This window comes from Polyangium jinanense, assembly GCF_028435265.1.
GTDB classification, from domain to species: Bacteria; Myxococcota_A; Polyangia; order Polyangiales; family Polyangiaceae; genus Polyangium; species Polyangium jinanense.
Genome location: NZ_JAGTJK010000054.1, coordinates 61,447 through 80,235, shown reverse-complemented (window position 1 = coordinate 80,235; position 18,789 = coordinate 61,447). Strand labels below are relative to the sequence as shown.

General features: G+C 67.9%; 16 protein-coding genes. 12 read left to right on the top strand and 4 right to left on the bottom strand.

The features are described from left to right. Window positions 1-127 precede the first annotated feature (127 nt). Window positions 128-565: a hypothetical protein gene (locus tag KEG38_RS46035; protein ID WP_272427144.1), complete on the bottom strand. Its 438-nt coding sequence runs from the start codon at window positions 563-565 to the stop codon at window positions 128-130. 688 nt (window positions 566-1,253) lie between these two features. On the opposite strand from KEG38_RS46035, the gene KEG38_RS46030 reads away from it, so the two are divergent. The 3 genes from KEG38_RS46030 to KEG38_RS46020 all read left to right on the top strand — a co-directional run bounded on the left by KEG38_RS46030 (window position 1,254) and on the right by KEG38_RS46020 (window position 5,063). Then, entirely contained in the window at window positions 1,254-2,237 is a 984-nt protein-coding gene (locus KEG38_RS46030) for a tetratricopeptide repeat protein (protein ID WP_272427142.1), read from the top strand. A 22-nt stretch (window positions 2,238-2,259) separates the two neighbouring features. Next, window positions 2,260-3,654, top strand: a complete 1,395-nt coding sequence (locus tag KEG38_RS46025; protein ID WP_272427140.1) for a serine/threonine-protein kinase — start codon at window positions 2,260-2,262, stop codon at window positions 3,652-3,654. Between the two features lie 245 nt (window positions 3,655-3,899). Continuing rightward, complete coding sequence (locus tag KEG38_RS46020) at window positions 3,900-5,063, top strand: hypothetical protein (protein WP_272427139.1); 1,164 nt, start codon at window positions 3,900-3,902, stop codon at window positions 5,061-5,063. A 767-nt stretch (window positions 5,064-5,830) separates the two neighbouring features. On the opposite strand, the gene KEG38_RS46015 is transcribed toward KEG38_RS46020, so the two are convergent. Beyond that, on the bottom strand, window positions 5,831-6,844 hold the full coding sequence (locus KEG38_RS46015; RefSeq protein WP_272427137.1) for an AraC family transcriptional regulator: 1,014 nt from the start codon (window positions 6,842-6,844) through the stop codon (window positions 5,831-5,833). 97 nt (window positions 6,845-6,941) lie between these two features. Here KEG38_RS46015 and KEG38_RS46010 point away from each other — a divergent pair, with 97 nt between their 5' ends. The 7 genes from KEG38_RS46010 (at window position 6,942) to KEG38_RS45980 (ending at window position 14,142) form a co-directional block, all read left to right on the top strand. After that, window positions 6,942-8,222, top strand: coding sequence for a monooxygenase (locus KEG38_RS46010; RefSeq protein WP_272427136.1), 1,281 nt, complete (start codon window positions 6,942-6,944; stop codon window positions 8,220-8,222). A 14-nt stretch (window positions 8,223-8,236) separates the two neighbouring features. Then, a complete protein-coding gene (locus tag KEG38_RS46005; protein ID WP_272427135.1) occupies window positions 8,237-9,094 on the top strand; it encodes an SDR family NAD(P)-dependent oxidoreductase in 858 nt (285 codons plus the stop codon). A 108-nt stretch (window positions 9,095-9,202) separates the two neighbouring features. Then, complete coding sequence (locus KEG38_RS46000) at window positions 9,203-9,985, top strand: hypothetical protein (RefSeq protein ID WP_272427134.1); 783 nt, start codon at window positions 9,203-9,205, stop codon at window positions 9,983-9,985. A gap of 9 nt (window positions 9,986-9,994) precedes the next feature. Beyond that, the gene (locus KEG38_RS45995) at window positions 9,995-10,495 is read left to right on the top strand and encodes an RNA polymerase sigma factor (protein WP_272427133.1); all 501 of its coding nucleotides are present in this window, start codon (window positions 9,995-9,997) and stop codon (window positions 10,493-10,495) included. Further along, window positions 10,480-11,229 (top strand): anti-sigma factor, encoded by a 750-nt coding sequence (locus KEG38_RS45990; protein WP_272427132.1) that lies wholly within the window; start codon window positions 10,480-10,482, stop codon window positions 11,227-11,229. Before KEG38_RS45995 ends, KEG38_RS45990 begins: the two co-directional genes overlap by 16 nt. After that, complete coding sequence (locus KEG38_RS45985) at window positions 11,226-12,800, top strand: caspase family protein (protein WP_272427130.1); 1,575 nt, start codon at window positions 11,226-11,228, stop codon at window positions 12,798-12,800. Before KEG38_RS45990 ends, KEG38_RS45985 begins: the two co-directional genes overlap by 4 nt. Before the next feature lie 190 nt (window positions 12,801-12,990). After that, window positions 12,991-14,142, top strand: coding sequence for a Gfo/Idh/MocA family protein (locus KEG38_RS45980; RefSeq protein ID WP_272427129.1), 1,152 nt, complete (start codon window positions 12,991-12,993; stop codon window positions 14,140-14,142). Window positions 14,143-14,230: 88 nt separating this feature from the next. On the opposite strand, the gene KEG38_RS45975 is transcribed toward KEG38_RS45980, so the two are convergent. After that, complete coding sequence (locus KEG38_RS45975) at window positions 14,231-14,521, bottom strand: hypothetical protein (protein ID WP_272427127.1); 291 nt, start codon at window positions 14,519-14,521, stop codon at window positions 14,231-14,233. A 4-nt stretch (window positions 14,522-14,525) separates the two neighbouring features. Then, on the bottom strand, window positions 14,526-15,119 hold the full coding sequence (locus tag KEG38_RS45970; protein ID WP_272427125.1) for a plastocyanin/azurin family copper-binding protein: 594 nt from the start codon (window positions 15,117-15,119) through the stop codon (window positions 14,526-14,528). 261 nt (window positions 15,120-15,380) lie between these two features. On the opposite strand from KEG38_RS45970, the gene KEG38_RS45965 reads away from it, so the two are divergent. Continuing rightward, window positions 15,381-16,349, top strand: a complete 969-nt coding sequence (locus KEG38_RS45965; protein WP_272427124.1) for a hypothetical protein — start codon at window positions 15,381-15,383, stop codon at window positions 16,347-16,349. A 95-nt stretch (window positions 16,350-16,444) separates the two neighbouring features. Continuing rightward, window positions 16,445-18,739: a lytic transglycosylase domain-containing protein gene (locus tag KEG38_RS45960; protein WP_272427121.1), complete on the top strand. Its 2,295-nt coding sequence runs from the start codon at window positions 16,445-16,447 to the stop codon at window positions 18,737-18,739. Window positions 18,740-18,789 lie beyond the last annotated feature (50 nt).

Here is an 18,789-nt window from a genome sequence, read left to right as displayed (position 1 = left end):
CCATGCGCAAGCTGCTCGGTGCGGTCTACAGCGTCGCGAAAAACCGTCGACCCTTCACGCCGCAGCTCGCCGCTGCGTCGGTTACGGACTGACGATTTTTCTTGCGTGGGGGTCCCGGTATCTCAGGTCATGGCAGCTTGGGCTCAAAGTACGAGTGGTTACGCCACTCGATGCTGTCGCACCGCCCCCCCGCATTCCTGTGGAACGAGATAAATGCCTCGGACGGCATGGACTCCACGGCGTCGAGCATCCAGGCATCCGTCGTGTCCGCGACACAGCTCAAGCTGGTACCCGTGGTGTTCGTCGCCTGACAGGTCACCAGCGGCCCGCCACCCGTCGTATACGAGATGCCACACCCGATCCACTCGATGGCGTTGGCGGTGTTGCGGGCCGTTCCGATCGACCCACTGGCGGTGCCGCTGGCGAGATTCACAGTCACCGGAACCGAGACTTTCAACCCGGCCAGCGCCTTTGTCGTCACGGCGCCCATGGCCAGAATCCCTGCGACCGCAATGGCGACTTTGCCCTTGTTTTGCACAACCACACGACGAAGCTGACCCAGCATGGTATTCTCCCAGGAAATAAATGCCCGGTTGTCCGGGCGGTTCTGTCTTCGGCGCAACCGGATATCAGGCGATGAGATGTGAGTCAAAATAGTTGAGTGTACTCGTGTGGCTTGCTTTCTCCGTATAGGTGGCTTTTTTTTAAGCGTAGGTAGACGGAGACGGCTCTCGGTAGACTCGAGCCTCGAATTCCTCGAAGCTCATGTAGGTATCGCTGACGTTTTCCTGCTCCATTTCGACCGTGCAGGCCGCCAAAGGAAGGATGAGCGCGCCGAGCAGCAACGTCGCGGTCTTGACCACACTCCTGGAGCCGATCGCGTGACCGCCTGGAGCCGGTCGAGTGACCGCCTCGACCCGGTCGAGTGACCTCCTCGACCCGGTCGTGGACCGCCTCGACCCGGTCGAGTGACCTCCTGGAGCCGGTCATGGACCGCCTCGACCCGGTCGCGGACCGCCTGGAGCCGGTCGAGTGACCGCCTCGACCCGGTCGAGTGACCTCCTGGACCCGGTCGTGGACCTCCTCGACCCGGTCGATGGATCCCCCCTCGGAGCCGGGCCGTGGGACGCCGAAGACCGCCGGAGGACGGTGCAACGAGATACTTGGCAGCGGCCAGGGAGACGCGTATGGTGGAATTACATTGTAGGTGTGGTTGCGGAGCTGGGGGATGGTCCTCGGGGGGGGAGCGTACCGTGGAAGAGCGCGCGCTGGCGAAAGGGATGAGGCTCGTCTGCACCTTCGCGCTCGCGCTCGCTGTCGCGCGACCCTGCCTCGCGCAGGGGCTCCCAGACAAGGCCGCGGCGGAGGCGCTTTTCAACGATGCGCGCCGTCTGCTCGACGAAGGCAAGATCGCCGACGCGTGCCCGAAATTCGAGGAGAGCCATCGCCTGGATCCCGCATCGGGAACGGCGCTGAACCTGGGCGACTGCCTGGAGAAGCAGGGACGCACGGCGAGCGCCTTCACGGCCTTCGGCGAAGCAGAGGTGATCGCGCGGCGTGACGGGAATACGGCGCGCGCGGAGGAAGCGGCGCGACGCGCGCGCGATCTGGAAGGACGCCTCTCGCGGCTTTCCGTGATCGTCCCCGCTTCGAGCAGGAGTCGAGGGTTGACCATCTTGCGCGACGGCGCGCCTGTCGCGGAGGCTCAATGGGGCACGGCCGTCCCGCTCGACGGGGGCACGCATGTCATCGAGGCCCGGGCCCCGGGCCGAACGTCCTGGAAGGTCGAGCAGACGATTCGTGGACCGGGCACGGTGCGGGTCGAGATTCCCTTGCTCGAGGTGGCGGTCGAACCAAAAACGCCTTCCCTCCCGCTGTACCGCAGGGCGCCGGCGGTCGCGGGGTTCGTGCTCATGGGCGTTGCGCTCGCTGGAGGGATCGTCACGGGCGCGCTGGCATCCGTCGCGAAGGACAAGGACGATGCCTCCAAGGAGCATTGTCTTCCCCAGGATCAGAACAAGTGTTACGCCGAGGGCGTCGCGCTTCGAAACGAGTCCATTGCCCTCGCCGACACCGCGACGGTCGTTGGTTCCGTGGCGGGTGCATCCTTCCTGCTCGGGGCGACGTTGTTCGTCGTCGCAACGACCTCTCGTCCCGCAACACGCACCACGCACGCGTGGGTCGTTCCGACGTTTTCTCCGACGAGTGCCGGCGTTTCCATGGGCCTCACCTGGTGAGGCAGGGCAGGAGCCGTCCCTCATGCTGCCGGGCCTGTCGATTGGGCAGATCATCCACGACAAGTATCGCGTCGAGCGTGTACTCGGCGCCGGGGGAATGGGAGTCGTCGTAGCGGCTCGTCACCTGGCGCTCGATCAGCTCGTGGCGATCAAGTTGATGCACGGTGCCGCGAGCCCAGCCGATGTGGGGCGCTTCATCCGCGAAGCGCGCGCGGCATCCCGATTGCGGAGCCAGCACGTCGCGCGTGTCCTCGATGTCTCCGCCCTGGACGACGGGGCGCCGTACATCACCATGGAGTACCTCGAGGGGCACGATCTCGCGCACGTGCTGCGCGAGCGGGGGCCCCTGCCCATCGTCGACGCCGTCGATATCATCCTCCAGGCCTGCGAGGCGATCGGCGAGGCCCATACGCTGGGAATCGTGCATCGGGATCTGAAGCCGGCGAATCTCTTCCTCGCGCAGGGCGCGGATGGCTCGCCGTGTGTGAAGGTGCTGGACTTCGGTATCGCGAAGTGGGCGACGTCGGGGACCGAGCGTCTCGACCCGACACGCCCCATGGGGTCGGCGCCGTACATGGCCCCGGAGCAGATCGCCACCCCCGAGCGGTTGGACGCCCGCGCGGACGTGTGGGCGCTCGGCGCCGCGCTCTTCCACGCGCTGTCGGGCAAGCCCCCCTTTCACCACGAGGGCGTGAGCACGGCACACGCGATGATCCACGCGGTGCTGCATCGTCCCCCCTTGTCGCTTCGTGTCCTTCGGCCCGATGTGCCGCCGGAGCTCGAGGCGGTGGTGATGGCGTGCCTCGAAAAGGACATGTCCGCGCGGCTTCCGAGCGTCGCTGCATTGTCGGCCGAGCTCGCGCCCTTCGGGTCGGAGGAGGCCGCCGTGTATTCGCGTCGTATCGCCCGCATGCTCGGCGCGTCCGAGCCGGGGCCCGTATCGACGAAGCGCGGCGCGCCGTCGAGAGATGTGCCCTCGGGGCTGTCGACCGCGCAGCGTCTGGTCCCTCTGGCGACGGGGCCCAACGAGGCGACCCGGCGTCCGAGGGCTCGCTGGGTCGCCGGGATTCTCGGCGTGACGAGCCTCGTTGCGCTGGGCGTCGTCCTGGGCTCGCAATTCGGCGCGCGCGCCGTGGGCGACGGCGCAGCGGCACCGGTGGGCATCGCGCCCGAAGCCGCGCCCGCGGAGCACACGAACACAGCGCCACGTCAAGAGGAAAATGCCCCCACGGCCTCTTCAATGATCTCCCAGGCAGCAATAACGTCCAGAGCAATCTCACCACGCATTGCGCCGTCGTCCACCGCCAAATCGTCGTCGGTGAAGGTTCGAGGTGGTTCCGCGGCTCCCCCTCCGTTGCCTTCTGCGTCCGCGGGGATGCCCACGCCTCAAAAAGACCTTTATGGATCGAGACGTTAGGCGAGGCGTGAACGTAAAGTTCGAGAAGGACCAACGCGATGCGTCGACGTTCGCGTGACATGGGGCTCCTACGTTGAAAACCGTAGTCCGCTGGGTATATCGCCCGAAGGAAGCGCGGATTAAAAAGATTGACTCCGCCGTCGGCGCGTCGATAATCTGTTCCTATTATGCGGCTCACGCGGTTGGGTGGGGAGAGGGTGCCGCAAGCCAGGGGGGCGAAGGCACGGAGCGCTACGCTCTTCCTCATGCTGCTCGTCGTCGGGGCCTCGCGTGGCTGCGGCGGTGCGCAGCCTTGTGCGGATCTGCAAGACGACGATCCATGTACCCTCGACCAATGCGAGTCCGGGACGGCGACGCACTCGTATCTCGGGGATGGTCACCCCTGTTTCCGGGGGAATCTGCACGGCATGTGTCACTTCGGGATTTGCCTGATCCCATGTAGCGACTACACGGATTGCGTGACGGGACTGCCCTGCAATGTGGCGGAATGCACGGGCGGCCATTGCGCGATCGTCCAGGCCGACAAAGTCGGGTCCTTCGACGACGGAAATCCATGCACGAAGGAGGGGTGCGTCGACGGCGAGCTCGCGTCATGGCCCCTGCCCGATGGCACGCCGCCCGATGAGCCTTCTTGCGCGGAATGCCTGGAAGGCGCTTGTAGCACGTGCAACCTGCCCACGGATTGCGGGCAATCGACGAGCTGCTTGAAGTGGGTCTGCGTCCAAGGGCAATGTGCTGCGCTCTACAATGACGACGGCTATCCCTCCCTCGAGAATGGCATCCCAGGCGACTGCCAGAAGTGGGTCTGCGATGGCAAGGGTGGCACGAGGCTCGTGGCGGACATCGACGATGCTCCGAAAATCGCGGACACTTGCATGGCGTGGACGTGTATCGAGTGGACGCCGGTCGTGGTCCCTTGGATCGATGGTGAAATCTGCATCATGGAGAGCGGCGTGAAGGGGCGATGTAATGCAATGGGCGACTGCGTCCAATGCATGGTCGACGGCGACTGCCCGGGGATGGAGCGTTGTCTCCAGGGAGCCTGCACGACCTGTCACGACGGGGTGCAGAACAACGGCGAGACGGACACGGACTGTGGAGCCAACTGCGGCAAGTGTGGCGGAACGCCGTGTGATGCGGACAGCGACTGCGCGTCCGGGTATTGCGCCTTCGCGGCGGGTGTCGGGGGAGGGAAGGTGTGCTGCGACGCTGCTTGCGACGGGGTTTGCAAGGAATGCGACCTCACCGGCGCATGCAAGCCCGTCCCGTTCGGGCAGCCCGATGTCGATACATGCAACAGCCCGGCCGAGGGGTGCGCCGGAACGACGTGCAAGATCAAGAAAGGGTACTCGTGTCAATACAACTCCGACTGTATTTCCAATAGTTGCACGAACCATATTTGCTTGTGATCGAGGGGACCGATGTACAAGCGACTTGTCTTCCGTTTGCTGGGTGTTCTCCTCCTCGGGGGATGCCGGCAGCTTCTGGGAATCGAAGAGGCCACGCTGATCTGTTCGCATGACGACCCTGGCTGCTCGTCGTGCATTCGGGACACGGACTGCGGTCCTGCGACGGAGTGTTACGCTTGGTCCTGCGTGGATTCGACGTGCGTCCACGTGAACGCGGCCGCGCGAACCCCGTGCTCGCTCGGAGTCTGCAGCGAGGGCGAGCGTTCCGAATGTGTCGCATGCGTCCTCGACGCGGATTGTGGCGACGGGGGACATTGTAGCGATAACGAGTGTTATCGTTGTGACGACGGCATCCAGTCCGGGCCGGAGTTCGGGGTGGACTGCGGCGGCGCATGCGGGATGTGCCTCGGATTGCCGTGTTCTGAGGCGAATGATTGTACGAGCGGGTTCTGCGTCGACGGTGTCTGCTGCAACGGCCCATGCGAGGGGGTCTGCACCACTTGCAACAACGCGGAGGGGGACTGTTCGAGCCTGCCGAAGTACGCACAAGACTATGCCCCAACCTGCGGTGGCGCGAACGTTTGTGACGGCTTTGGCAGCTGTCTCCTGCGCCCCGGTGAGATTTGCTTCTCCGACGTCGAGTGCGCGAGCTATCGCTGTGAAAATTCCCGATGCGTCAAGCTCAGTGGAGAGTCGTGCAACTCGCCGCTCGACTGCGTCGACAACGGCTGCATGAATGGCATCTGCATGCAGTGAAGCCGAAGGGGTCACGCGCCGCGGTCGTCGTGCCGCCGCAGCTCCGAGGGAGTCCGTCCGGTTCGCCGCTTCAATGCGCGGCGGAGCGAGCGCGCGTCCGAAAAACCGACGCGCTCGGCGATGTCCTGCAAGTCGGCGTCTGGACGCTGCAGGAGATCGATCGCCATCTCGCAACGGACTTGCTCGAGCAGCGCGCCGAACCGAACGCCCGCTTCGGCGAGGCGCCGTTGCAAGGTGCGGCTCGTCATCTTGAGGGTGCGCGCCGCACCGCCGAGCGACGCGTGCGCGCCGCGCTCGAGCTCCGCGCGCAGGCTCTGGCGGACGGCGTGGCCGATGTCGTCACCGCCGATCTTTTCGATCAGCGCATCGGCGTGGCGGCGCAGGTATGCGGCGAGGCCGGGATCGGGATTCCGGTGGCGGAAATCGAGAATGGACGCCGGCAGCGCGAGCCCTGCGAACGGCGCATCAAAACGAATGTCGGTCGTCCCGAAGAGCGCCACGTGCGGGCCGACGTCGGCGGGCGCTCGGTGGGGGAAGCTCACGTGAACCGCCTTGATGTCCACGCCCGTGAAGCGGCGCAGGAGCACGAGCACGGTGGCGAGGTCGGCCTCCACGAATTGGCGTGGCCAGGATGCCTCGTCCGGATCGAGGCTGTGGAGGAGGTGAAACAGGCCGTCATCGCTCAGGTGAATGCCGACCCCCGGCGCGGTGGGGTTCAACCGGCGACCATAATAGTTCCCGAGCTCGAACGCCTCGCGCACGGTCGAGACGTTCATGCCGAGGATGCCCGGGATGGACAGCCAGCTCGGATCGGCCTCGCGAGCGAGGTGGATTCCGAGGTTTTCGTCGCCGCATTGCGCGCAGATCTCGCCGAGCATCGCGATCGCCCCGGCCTGTGGGATGCGGGCCGTGAGATCGTCGAACGCGGCGCGGTGAATGCCATGGCGCGCACATAGGTCCGTGAGCGCCTGGTCGGACCATCCAGCGCGCAAAGCGTGGCGCACGAAGGGCGCGATCAGGCTCACGATGACGGTCCTCTGGCGTGAACTGTCCGGTAAGTGTCGCCTCGGGTCCTTGGAAGATGACATGCGGTGCCTCAGGATCGACGCCCAGGAGGACAGCATGAGGACTTCCCACCATGCAATCACTTCGGTGGTCGCGTTCGTCGGCTTCATCGGCTGCAGCGGTGCCGAGGATTCGAAAGGTACGGGAGCGGTGCCCACGTACTACAAGGACATCGCACCCCTCGTGAACGCGGAGTGTGCCGCCTGCCATCAGCCGGGCGGCATTGGGAAGTTCTCCCTCACCGACGCCGCGGTCGCGGCGAAGATGGCGCCCGCGATGGCGGCGGCGACCGAGGCGCGTACGATGCCGCCGATGCCGGTCAACAACGACGGCGCGTGCAATACGTTCGAAAATGCCCGGTGGCTCCGCGACGAGCAGATCGCGCTGTTCCAGAGGTGGGCCCAAGCGGGCGCGCCGCTCGGCGACCCTGCGGACGCGCCCCCGGCGCCCGAGAAGGACGGGCCCGAGCTGACCGGAGAGATCGTCGAGTTCGACCTGGGTATCGATTACACACCCCATCCAAGCGGGGCCGAGCCGGACGACTATCGTTGCTTCGTCGTTGATCCCGGTGTTTCCGCGGACGCGTTCATCACGGGTTACGACATTCAGCCGGGCGACGCGCGCATCGTGCATCACGTGCTCCTTTTCATGCTGGAGGACGACACGTCCGAGGCCGATGCGGTCGCCCTGGATGCCGCCGACGAGGGGGCGGGATACAGTTGCTTCGGGGGCGCCGGGGTCCGTGCGTCCATCGCCGGCATCTGGGCTCCCGGCAGCGGCGCGACGGTTTTGCCCGCGGGCACGGGGCTTCGTTATGCAGCGGGTCGCAAGCTGATCATTCAGATGCACTACAACGTGCCGGCGACCGGGGGCCCGTTCACCGACCGCTCCAAGATGAAGTTCCAGCTCAGCAAGGACCCCGGGCTGCAATCGGCGTTCTTTCTGCCGACGGGCACGCCCGATATCTCCTTGCCACCCGGCCAGGCACACACCGAGGCCAAAGGCGAGATGCCGCTGTCGGTCCTCGCCCAGCCATGGCTCCCCGATTTCAAGGGCATCCGCTCCTGGGGCGTCTTGCCCCACATGCACACGGCTGGCCGCACGTTGCGCTCCTTGGCGAAGACACAAGGCACCGAGCAATGCCTCGTCGACGTCGATCGCTGGAACTTCCACTGGCAGAACCTGTGGTGGAACGAGACGCCGCTCGATCTTGGCGCCGACAGCATGATCAGCACCACGTGTACCTACGACACGCGCGGGCGCACGGGCATCACGACATTTGGTGAAGGGACGGGCGACGAGATGTGCGTCAATATCCTGTACGCGACGCCGCTCTGATCCGCGAGGGTGCCATGTCCAGCCACCCGATCACCGTCATCACCGGCGCCACGAACGGCCTGGGCCAGCGCGCGGCCATCGCGCTGGCACGGCGCGGCGCACACCTCGTCCTCACCGCGCGGGATCACGCCCGGGCCGACGCGACGCGCGCGCTCCTCGCCACCACCGCGCCGGGCGCACGCGTCGATTTCGTCTTCGGCAATCTTGCGCTCATGCAGGACGTGCGCCGGATGGGGGCGCAGATCGCGGATACCTATGGCCGTGTGGATGTGCTGATCAACAACGCCGGCATTCACGCCTTCCAGCAGCGCATCACCGCCGAGGGGTTCCCCGAAATGGTGGCGGTGAACTACCTATCGCCCTGGCTGCTCACCCAAACCCTGGGGGCGTGCCTTTTGGCGGGCTCGGCGCGGGTGGTGAATGTCGCCTCGGAGGCCTCGCGCCGCCACGGGGCGCTCCGGATTCCCGAGGACCTGACCGACACGACGCCCTTCACGGCGCGGGAATCGTCGCTGCGCTACGGCACGACCAAGCTGCTCAACATCATGTTCACCGGGGAGCTCTGCCGCCGGCTCGCGGGCACCGGCGTCACCACGAACGCCCTCGACCCCGGCTTCAACGTGACCGGCCTGGGCCGTGAGCTCAGCTTCGCGGCCGGCCTGGAGCGGGTGCTGCGCTGGCTCGGGATCGGCGACCCGGAGCGCGGGGCGGGGATCATCGTGCGTCTTGCAACCGACCCGGCGTTTGGCGCGGTGAGCGGGGGCTACTATTCGGTGAAGGGCGCGCGGCCGCTGACGCCCGCGGCCCCCGGTGCTGATCCGGCGCTGCAGGCGCGGCTCTGGGAGGCGACCGCGGAGTTGCTGGCTCGCTGAGGGACCTCGGGGACCCCGGGCGAGATTTTTTTTCGGCGGCCGTGCCATCGCTCGGGCCTCGCGTTCCCAAAGAGGCGACACGGCAACTTCAACGAAGGAGCGCCGCCGATGAACTTGCATCGCCTTTCCCTTGTTACCTTCGCCAGCTTCGCCCTCGCCTCTGTCATCGTCGCCGGCTGCGACGCGCAGGTCGACCCGGACTACCAGGGTGAAGCCCTCGCCACCGTCCAGGGCTCCGTCGTCAACGACGGGAGCACGGCCTCGGCCGCCGAGGTGGCCCTGATCTGGTCGCTTCCCCAGCAAAACCCGGATGGCCTCTTCGGAACCAGCGCGGCCGTGAGCGGCCAGTTCCCCGCGAGCTTCACGCTGCCGATCTTCACGCCTCCGCCCGATGCCGCGCTCATCACCGCGGAGGAATCGGGCCAGGACAAGGTGGGTTTGGCGCTCATCCTCGCGGTCAAGCCGGGCACGAGCGAAGGGTCGATCTCGGACTTCGAGCAAGTCGAGGCCAACATGCTCGGCATGAGCGAGGACCACGTCCTCGTGTACGTCGACCACGAGCTCGAGCCGAACAGCATCTGGGAGAGCCTCCTCGGTGGCCGGCCCTCGCCTGGGTACCACCTGATGGAGGTCGTTCGAAAAACCCCCGAAGAGAAGCAGGCGATCCAGGCGTGCTACCAGACGTACGGCGACGCCATCAACGGGTGCTATGACCAGTGCTCGCAGATGTCCTCCGACGACTACGACGCGTGCCTCGCCGATTGCGACGTGCAGCATCCGGAGCCGGACTGCGGTAGCGGGAAAGATACTTTCCGCGAGGCGCCGAACGGGTTCGGCACCGCCATCGAGGTGCACCTCGGCGAGCCGGCGCAGGGCATCGACTGGTTCTGAGCGGGCGGCATGCTGGGGCGGCAGAGCATCGAGCAAGTTTATCGAGCGCACGGGCACTCGGTGCTCCGCCGCGCCGCGCGCCTCCTCGGCAATGAGGCCGACGCGCGCGAGGCGTTGCAGGAGGTCTTCGCATCACTCCTCGAGCGCCCCGAGCAGTTCCAGGGGACGAGCTCGCTCACGACGTGGCTCTACAGCGCCACGACGAACCTCTGCCTGAACAAGCTGCGCGATGGCAAGACGCGCTCGCGGATCCTGAACGAGCGCGTCGCGCCCGCCAGCGGCGAGGCCGTGCCGCCCTCCGCGGAGGCCAGCGCGCTCGTGCGCGACCTGCTCGCCAAGCTGCCCGAGGACCTCGCGACAGCCGCCGTTTACTACTACCTCGACGACATGACGCATGAGGAGATCGCCGCCGTCATGGGCTGTTCGCGCCGGCATGTCGGCAACCTGCTCGATCGGGTGAAGACGTGGGCCGCGTCCCACGCGGAGGGTGAACGATGCGACCTGTCTTGACGCGCTCTCGACCGGAGACCTGCCTCTCCGATCTGCGCCTCGACCGCCTCGTCGCGGGCGAGCTCGACGCCGCGGCCGGGCGCGAGGCGCGCGTGCACCTCGAAGGCTGCGCGCGTTGCGCGGCGCGCCTCACCGAGATCAAGGCAGGCCGCGCAGCCTTCCTCGCCGATCCGCCCCCGCTCCCGGCTGCACGCCCGGCGGCCGAGGTGCGGCGCTTCGCCCGCTGGGCCCCGCGGGTCGCCGTGGTGCTCGCCGCCGCCGCCGCGTTCGCGTTCTGGTTCCGGGCGCGGCCTGCCGGCGACGATCCGGGCGATGCCACCCGCATCAAGGGCCGCCCCCGCGTCGGTTTCTACGTGAAACACGGCGACGCGGTGACGCCCGGCGCGGCCGGCGAGATCGTCTATCCCGGCGATGCCCTCCAGTTCACGTATACGATGCAGCGCGACGCCGCCTATTTCGCCCTGATCAGCGTCGACGGCGCGCGCAAGGCCAGCGTGTATTACCCCACCGCACCCCGGGCCGTGCGCATTACGCGTGGCAACGACGTGCCGCTCGAGCAGAGCACGGTGCTCGACGCCGTCCTCGGCGCGGAGACGACGTACGCCCTCTTCTGCGCCGATTCCATCGAGCTCGAGCCTTTGCGCGTCGCCTTCGAGGCCGCGCCGGAGAGCCCGCCGATCCCTGCCGGCTGCGAGGTCGATCGCGTCTCCTTCGTCAAGCGACAGGCTCCATGAAGTCACTCTGGATCTTTGGCGTCTTCCTCGCGACCTTTCTTTCGACCACGTTCGCGTGGGCGCGGATCGAGCGTTTCGCCGTGATCATCGGCAACAACGCGGGCGCTCCGGGGGATGTCGAGCTGCGCTACGCCGAATCCGACGCGACCCGGGTTCACGACGTGCTCAAGGACCTCGGCGGTTTTCCCCCGGCGAACATGGTGCTGCTCCGGGGCGAGGGCGCCGACACCGTCCGCGCCACGCTGATCGCAATGAACGATCGGATCCGCCAGGCGGCGGCTCCGGACGTGCAGGTCATCGCCGTCGTTTATTACTCAGGGCACGCCGACGCGACGGCGCTGCACCTCGGCAGGACCACGCTCGATCTGCCGCAGTTAGAGCAGCTCGTACGCGGCTCGGCCGCGAGCTTCCGTGTCCTCGTCCTCGACGCCTGCCGATCCGGCGCGCTCACGCGGGTGAAGGGAGGGAGCCCCGCGGCGCCGGTCGACATCCGTATCGACGGCCGCCTCGCGGGCGAGGGCGTCGTTTTTCTCACGGCGAGCTCGGCCAACGAGGACGCGCAGGAGTCCGATGCCCTCAAGGGCTCGTTCTTCACCCATTACTTCGTGTCCGGCTTGATGGGCGCCGCGGACGACAATGGCGATGGCCTCGTCGAGCTGGAAGAGGCGTACGACCACGCCTACGACAACACCCTACGCGCCTCGAGCCGCACGCTCGCGGGCACGCAGCACCCCACCTTCCGCTACGAGCTGCGCGGGCAGGGCAAGGTCCTGCTCACCTCGCTCCCGGCCGGGGCCTCGGGCCGCGCGACCCTGGAGCTACCCGCGGGCCGATCGTATTTGCTTTTCGGGGGGAGCAGCGCCGGCCCGGTGGTCGCCGAGGTCTCGGCGCGTGATGTCGGCCGGAAGATCAGCGTCAAGCCCGGTACCTACTTCGTGCGCGGCCGCGACAAGGACTATCTCCTCGAGGGCTCGATCACGCTGAGCGCTGGCCAGGCAGCCGTCCTGCGGGACGACACGCTGACCCAGGTCGCCTACGCGCGCCTCGTGCGCAAGGGGCAGGCGCGCGCGGGCGCCGTGCACGGCCCGCAGGCCGGCTACCGCCTGCGTACGTCGTTCTGGAAGGGCGCGTCGCCTTGCCACGGGTTCTTCGCTGGGTACGCGATCGAGACCGAGCACCTCAGCGTCACGCCGCGGCTCGGCGCCTGCCGCGGCGGCTTCGCCAATGACGTTCTTTCGGCCGACACCGACGAGCTCGACCTCTCGGTGCGCCTCGCGCATGCCTGGGATTTCCCCGTCGTGAGCCTCGACCTCGGCATCTCTGCGGGGGCGGCGATTTTGAACGAATCGTTCGTCACGCGCGGCGTCGCGCCTGCCCGCACGAGCTTTGCCGGTCACGTGGGTGCGGGGCTCGATGCCACGGTCGATCTGCCCGCGGGGTTCTACCTGCTAGGCGAGGTGGCGGCGGAGACGTACTTCTTCCGCCAGCAGGATGCTGCCCATCCGAGGGAGAGCGATATCGCCGCTGCGTTCGCGATGCGGCTGCTCGGCGGTGCGGGCAAGCGGTTCTGAGAGGTTTGTCGCAACGAGTGCGTCGGCGCCGCCGGAGAATGCGCGGCGCCCATTGGAAAACGCGACAGAAGGATCTTGCAAATCTGCGCATTTTCTGGCCCCCCTCCCGCAGGCCGCGTCTCTCCCGGATGAGCCGGGGATGAGCCCCGTCCGCATTCATTGAAGAATTCTACCAAGAGGAACCGTGCGCATGGCGGGAACAAATACGGGCAAGCTTCGGGTCGGGATCGTGAGTGCAAACTGGGGCGCGATCGCCCACCTTCCGGCGTGGCGGCTGCTCGGTGACGTGGAAGTCACCGCGATCTGCACGTCGCGACAGGAGAGCGCGGAAGCTGCCGCGCAGCAGTTCGCCGTGGCCCGGCCCTTCTGGGACTTCGAGGCCATGTGCGCCGATCCGGACATCGATGTCATCGACGCGGGCACGAACCCGAACCTTCGCGAGAAAATGGTCACTGCGGCCCTGAACGCCGGCAAGCACGTGGTCAACCAGCTGCCCTTCACCTCCTCGCTGGAAGCCGCCGAGAGGCTTTTCGCGCTGCAGCGCGAGAAGGGCGTCATGGGCGCCGCGGCCTCGAGTCTCGTCGGCCTGCCGCACCTGGCGCTCATGAAGGAGATGATCGACGAGGGAACCATCGGCGAGGTCTTCCAGGTGCATTGCTCCTGGCAGATGTCGTTTTTCCTCAAGATCTTCCCGGGCTTTCCCTACACCTGGTTCGGCAAGGCGGGCCTGGGCGTCAGCGTCACGCGCAATCAGGGGTCGCACATGCTGCACGCCCTCCGGCAGGTCTTCGGCCCCATCCAATCCGTCGTCGGGCAGATGCAGACGCAATTGAAGACCTGGGAACTGCCGAGCGGGGAGACCATGCAGGTGGAGACCGATGACACCTCGCATGCGCTGCTCAGGTTCGCGAACGGCGCCATGGGAACCCTGGCGACCTCGTGGACGGCGGCCGACTGCCCGGGTTTTCATATCGACGCGTTCGGCAGCAAGGGTCGCCTGCGGCTCGAAGCCCTGCGCTATCCGAGCGTCGCTTCCGCCAAGCTGTATGCGGCCAAGAGCGATTTCGCCATGGAGCCGAGGGGCCAGGAAGTGCCGGTTCCGGAGCGCCTGTGCATGGTCGACGGCCGCGTCGTCGCGGCCGATCCGAAGGATGGGAGCGACGGGCAGCGCGTCTCGCTCGGGAGGCTTTTCGACGGACTCGTGCGGGCTGTCCGCGACGGGGGCGAGCCGCCGGCGAGCTTCGCGCGTTCGCTCGAGGTGCAAAGGATCATCGAGGCGCTTTACGCGTCGCATCAGCGCAAAGCGTGGGTGGACCTCACGCCCGGAGCCGACCTCGGCTGAGCCGGCACAGGCCGCTCTTCGTTCCGAATTCGAAAAAGCGGAGGCCTCGCGCCAAACACCTCGCGAGGCCCCCACCCGAGCAGGCGAATCAGGGCGTCATCGAGCCGCCACCGCCGACGCCGCCCATACCACCGGCGCCGCCGCTGCCGCCCATTCCCCCCGCGCCGCCCATCCCGCCGGCGCCGCCCATTCCCCCCGTGCCGCCCATTCCGCCCGTCCCGGCGCCGCCCATTCCGCCCGTCCCCGTCGTGCTGCTGCTGCTCGACGAGGCCGTCGTGTTGCTCCCGGGGGGCACGTTTTCTTCCTCCACGTCCCCGCAGGCAACGAGCGCAGCGCCGCAAAGCGCGGAGATCGTGAGGGCCACGGCAAGGATTCGCATGGGATTACTCGACGAAGATCGTCCCGTTCATCCCGGCGAGCGCGTGCGTGTCACAGTAGTACCCGAACGTGCCCGTGTCCGGGAGGGTGAACGTCACGCTCATACCGGTCTCCGTCTTCTTGATCGGCGAGTTCGGGTCCTCGGTCTTCGTGATGCCGTCGACCGTGCCGCCCACGAGCGGGTGGATCATGAAATTGGACTCGAACACGACGTCCGAGCCCGCCTTCACGCGAATGCACTTCGGCTCGTACGCGAGCCCCGCGCTCTTCACGGTCGTCGACGCGTCGGCCGTGTGATCCTCGGCCATGTCGACGGTGCAACCATTGACCGCCATCATGCCGCCGCCGCCGGCGCCGCCCATACCGCCCATCCCACCACCGGCGCCGCCGGCGCCGCCCATACCGCCCATCCCACCACCGGCGCCGCCCATACCGCCCATCCCACCACCGGCGCCGCCGGCGCCGCCCATTCCACCGGTGCCGCCGGTGCCGCCCGTGCCGGCCGTCCCGCCCGAGCCGCCGGTGCCCGTATCGTCGCCACAGCCCGCGCCCGCCGCCAGCATCGCGCCCACGACCAGAAGCATACCGATTGTTCGCATGTTCAAGCTACCAACCTTTCTCGCGTGGTCCGACCTCCCCCGGATGCCGGATCCACGTATGAACAGACCCTATCACCCTTTCCGTATCCACGTCTTCACGGACGCACGACCTCGACGCGGCTGGAATCTACGATTACCATCCTCCATGCATGCCAAATCCCATCACATCTGGAATCCCGGCTGACCATCCTACCCGGATGCCATGATTGGTCCGCTCGGGCCTTCCGCCGGGGCGAGGATCGGCTTACTCTTCCAGAAGTCGTGCTGCGTTACGCTCCTCCGCCGGATTTTCGGTACGTGTGGCTCGTCCCGGGGCCGAGCTTCCGGGCGCTGACGATCGCCGCCGGCACCGTGGGGCTTTCCAGCCTCGGACTCGCGCTCGGGCCGGAGACGGCGGCCTGGTCGCTCACGTCGGGATCCCTCCCAATCGGGCTCGCCGTGGCCGGCGGCGCGGCGTTCGCCGTCGGCCTCGTGCGGCAGATCCAAAGGCCGCGGGCGCCGTCCGGAGCGCGCGAGGTGAACATGGCCATCGTGCCCTGGGGCGTGCTCGTCGACCCGGGCGCCGAGGCGCGGATCCTGCGCTGGTCGGCCATTCGGAAGGTCGATGTCGCGGTCAAGCACACACTGCGCGGCGGAACGCCCGCGATCGTGTCGAGCGTGGTGACCGTGCAGACCGAGCATGACGTGCTCGTCGGGCACGCCGTCGGGGCCGTGGGCCTGGAGTCGCTCACGGTGAACCTCGATGCCTACGCGGACGAGGCGGCGCGGCCCTTGGCCACGGATCTCGACGGCATGGACGTCCTTGGCGAGGATGGGCTCGGGCCCGTGGTGGGCCTTCTGCTCCGGCACGCGCAGGAGCTCTGCTCGACGAGCCAGGGGGCTTCGCGGCTGCATCTGCCGGCGGGCGATTATCGCCGGGCTTTGCTGCGGGCACCGGGGCCCGAGACCTTGGCCGTGCTCGGCCGCGCGCTCGCGGGCGACGTACCGGGCTCGGCGGATCCGCGGCCGATCGCGGCGATCTGCGCGGCCTTGCTCGGCGCGAAGGATGTCACGCCGAAGCTCCTCCGCCTGTCGAGCTCGCCGCACCCGATCGTGGCCGCCGTGGCGCGCGCGGCGGCGCTGCGCCTCGGGGTGGCCCCCGCGAAGGTGGGGTCGATCGAGGAAGTCGACGAGTTTTTGTTCGAGGAAGACCGCGAGACCATCGCCCGGATCGCTGCCGGGCTCGATTGATCGGTGTGTCCGTTTGAGATTTCGTAATGTAATTCAAGGAAAAACAGGCGGGACTTTCTTGCCGGCCCCCTCGCTCCCCTGCTAGCTCTCTGAGGGTGGTGCAGCGGCGAATCGTGATGGGGCTCATCGGGCTCGGGGCGCTTGGCCTCGGTGCCTGCGCGCGCTCGATGCCGATGCCCGGCGAGACCACGTCGAGCGCCGAGGGCGGCCCGTCCTCATCCGCGTCGGCCGCCACGTCCGCCTCCGCCGCGCCCGCATCCACGGCCGTCGCCGTCGTCACGACCGCGGCCGCCCTTGCGCCCGCCACGCCGCCCGCGCGCTGGGCCGACGCCGTGCGCCTCGAACGCTGGGACGAGGCCGAGGCGCAGCTCGACGCGCTCCCCGAGGTCGATCGGCAGCGGCCCGAGATGCGCTACCTCCGGGGGCGTGTGGCGCTCGAGCGGGGCGACGCGACGCGCGCGGTCGAGCTCTTCACGGGGCTCGACAAGGAGCTGCCGCTGCTCGCGGACGACATCGTGCGCCGGCGCGCCGAGGCCGCGTCCGTGGCGGGGCCCTTCGCCGAAGCCGCGGCGTTTTTCGGCAAGTCGAGGTCGCCGGCCGACCTCTACCGCGCCGCGCTCGCGCTGGAGAAGGACGGGCAGCTCGCGCCGGCGCGGTCGATTCTCGATCGCGCGCTCGCCGCGGCCGCGCGGTCGCGCAAGAAGAGCGACGATGCGCTCCTCCGGGCCGCCCGCGCCCGGATCGCCGAGGCCCAGGGCCTTTTGCCCATCGCGACCGCCGACCTGCGCTGGCTCGCGGTCGAGGGCGCCGGTTTGCCGGAAGGCGAGGCCGGCGCGGCCGCGCTGGGTAGGCTGAAGCAATCGCTCGCGCCGAAGGATCAGCTCGCCCGCGCGCTCACGCTCGTGCGGGCAGGCCAGGCCGAATCGGCGATTCCGATCCTCGACGAGCTCGAAAAAAAGAAAACGGTGCCGCTGCTCGACGTGCTCCACGCGCGGGCCGAGGCGAAGCTCAAGGCGCGCGATTATCCCGAGGCCGAAAAAGCCTTCCGCGTGCTCTCCACGTTGCCCGGCCCGCGCAAGGTCGAGGCGATGTACCAGTCGGCGAACGCGCTTGCCCGCGGAGGACAGGCCGACGAGGCGATCAAGCGCTGGCTCGACCTCGCCTCCCGATACAAGAAAAATAGCTGGGCCGAGCGCTCGCTTTATCAGGCCGCGCGCTGGCTGCTCCTCCGCGGCCGTTACGACGAGGCCGCGCCGCTGTACACGCGTTATCTCGCGCTCTTCCCGAAAGGCGTCTACCGCGAGGATGCCGAATACGAGCAGGCGCTTGCGTATCTCTCGGCCGGGCAGCCGAAGGTCGCGCAAAAGACGCTAGGCAAGCTCGCCAAGGCCGCGAAAAAGCCCGAGGAGGCGCAAAAGCTCCGCGAGCTCGAGGGGCTCGCCGCCTTCCGCGCCGGCAACCGCGACGAGGCTGTCCGCATCTGGACCGAGGTCGCCCGCACGTTCCCGCTCTCCTTCGCCGCGCTCGCCGCCCGTTCGCGCCTCGCCGCCGCGGGCGCGCCTTTGCCGCCCCTGATCGAGCCCGCGGCCCCGCGCCCCGCGTATCCGCTCGACCTCGATTTGCCCGATCCGGCGCGGCTCCTGGTCTCGATCGGGCTCGACGCCGAGGCCGAGGGGCGCCTCGTCCCGTTCGAGCGCGAAGCGGCCGCGCGTTTCGCCGGGCGCGAGGCCGAGGCGCTTTGTGGCATGTACGGCAAGCTCGCGCATGCGCGGCGTCGTTATCGGGTGGGCGTGGCGCAGGTCGGAATGCCGCACCTCCTCCGCGCGCCGGGCGAGGCCGATCGCTGGGCCTGGGAGTGCCTCTATCCGCGGCCGTACCTCGACGAGGTGCAGAAGCTCGAAGCCGAGCACGAGGTGCCCCGCGGGCTCGTGCATTCGCTCATGCGGCAGGAGAGCGCATTCGATCAGGAGGCGCTGTCGCCGGTGTTCGCCGTGGGCCTCCTCCAGCTCATGCCGAAGACGGCGGAGAAAGCCGCGGCCGAGGTCGGCATGAGCTTCGAGCCGACGCGGCTCAAGAGCCCGCACGTGAATCTGCGGCTCGGCTCGTATTACATCGGCAAGCTGCTGAAGACGTTCCGGAAAAACCCGGTCCTCGCGGTGGCCTCCTACAATGCGGGTCCGCGGGCCGTGGGGCAATGGATGCGGCCGGGCGTGGACGCGGAGGCGGATCTCTGGGTCGCGCGGATTCCCTACGACGAGACGCGCAATTACGTGGCGCGCGTGCTCGGCAACCTCGCGCGGTATCAATGGATGGAAGGCGGCGACGCGGCCGTCGCGCCGCTCGTGCTGGACGTGCCGGTCGACGTCGAGGTGCCGCCGGACGCGTATTGAGAGAGCCGGGGGCGGGGAGGGGAGGCGAGGGGCTCGATCGGAATCGAGCC

What these genes read in the sequence shown, in the direction of transcription:
- KEG38_RS45995 (WP_272427133.1), top strand. Translation starts at nt 9,995, where the DNA reads ATGCTGGGGCGGCAGAGCATCGAGCAAGTTTATCGAGCGCACGGGCAC.
- KEG38_RS46020 (WP_272427139.1), top strand. Translation starts at nt 3,900, where the DNA reads ATGCTGCTCGTCGTCGGGGCCTCGCGTGGCTGCGGCGGTGCGCAGCCT.
- KEG38_RS46000 (WP_272427134.1), top strand. Translation starts at nt 9,203, where the DNA reads ATGAACTTGCATCGCCTTTCCCTTGTTACCTTCGCCAGCTTCGCCCTC.
- KEG38_RS45970 (WP_272427125.1), bottom strand. Translation starts at nt 15,119, where the DNA reads ATGCGAACAATCGGTATGCTTCTGGTCGTGGGCGCGATGCTGGCGGCG.
- KEG38_RS46010 (WP_272427136.1), top strand. Translation starts at nt 6,942, where the DNA reads ATGAGGACTTCCCACCATGCAATCACTTCGGTGGTCGCGTTCGTCGGC.
- KEG38_RS46025 (WP_272427140.1), top strand. Translation starts at nt 2,260, where the DNA reads ATGCTGCCGGGCCTGTCGATTGGGCAGATCATCCACGACAAGTATCGC.
- KEG38_RS45980 (WP_272427129.1), top strand. Translation starts at nt 12,991, where the DNA reads ATGGCGGGAACAAATACGGGCAAGCTTCGGGTCGGGATCGTGAGTGCA.
- KEG38_RS46005 (WP_272427135.1), top strand. Translation starts at nt 8,237, where the DNA reads ATGTCCAGCCACCCGATCACCGTCATCACCGGCGCCACGAACGGCCTG.
- KEG38_RS46035 (WP_272427144.1), bottom strand. Translation starts at nt 565, where the DNA reads ATGCTGGGTCAGCTTCGTCGTGTGGTTGTGCAAAACAAGGGCAAAGTC.
- KEG38_RS45990 (WP_272427132.1), top strand. Translation starts at nt 10,480, where the DNA reads ATGCGACCTGTCTTGACGCGCTCTCGACCGGAGACCTGCCTCTCCGAT.
- KEG38_RS45975 (WP_272427127.1), bottom strand. Translation starts at nt 14,521, where the DNA reads ATGCGAATCCTTGCCGTGGCCCTCACGATCTCCGCGCTTTGCGGCGCT.
- KEG38_RS45985 (WP_272427130.1), top strand. Translation starts at nt 11,226, where the DNA reads ATGAAGTCACTCTGGATCTTTGGCGTCTTCCTCGCGACCTTTCTTTCG.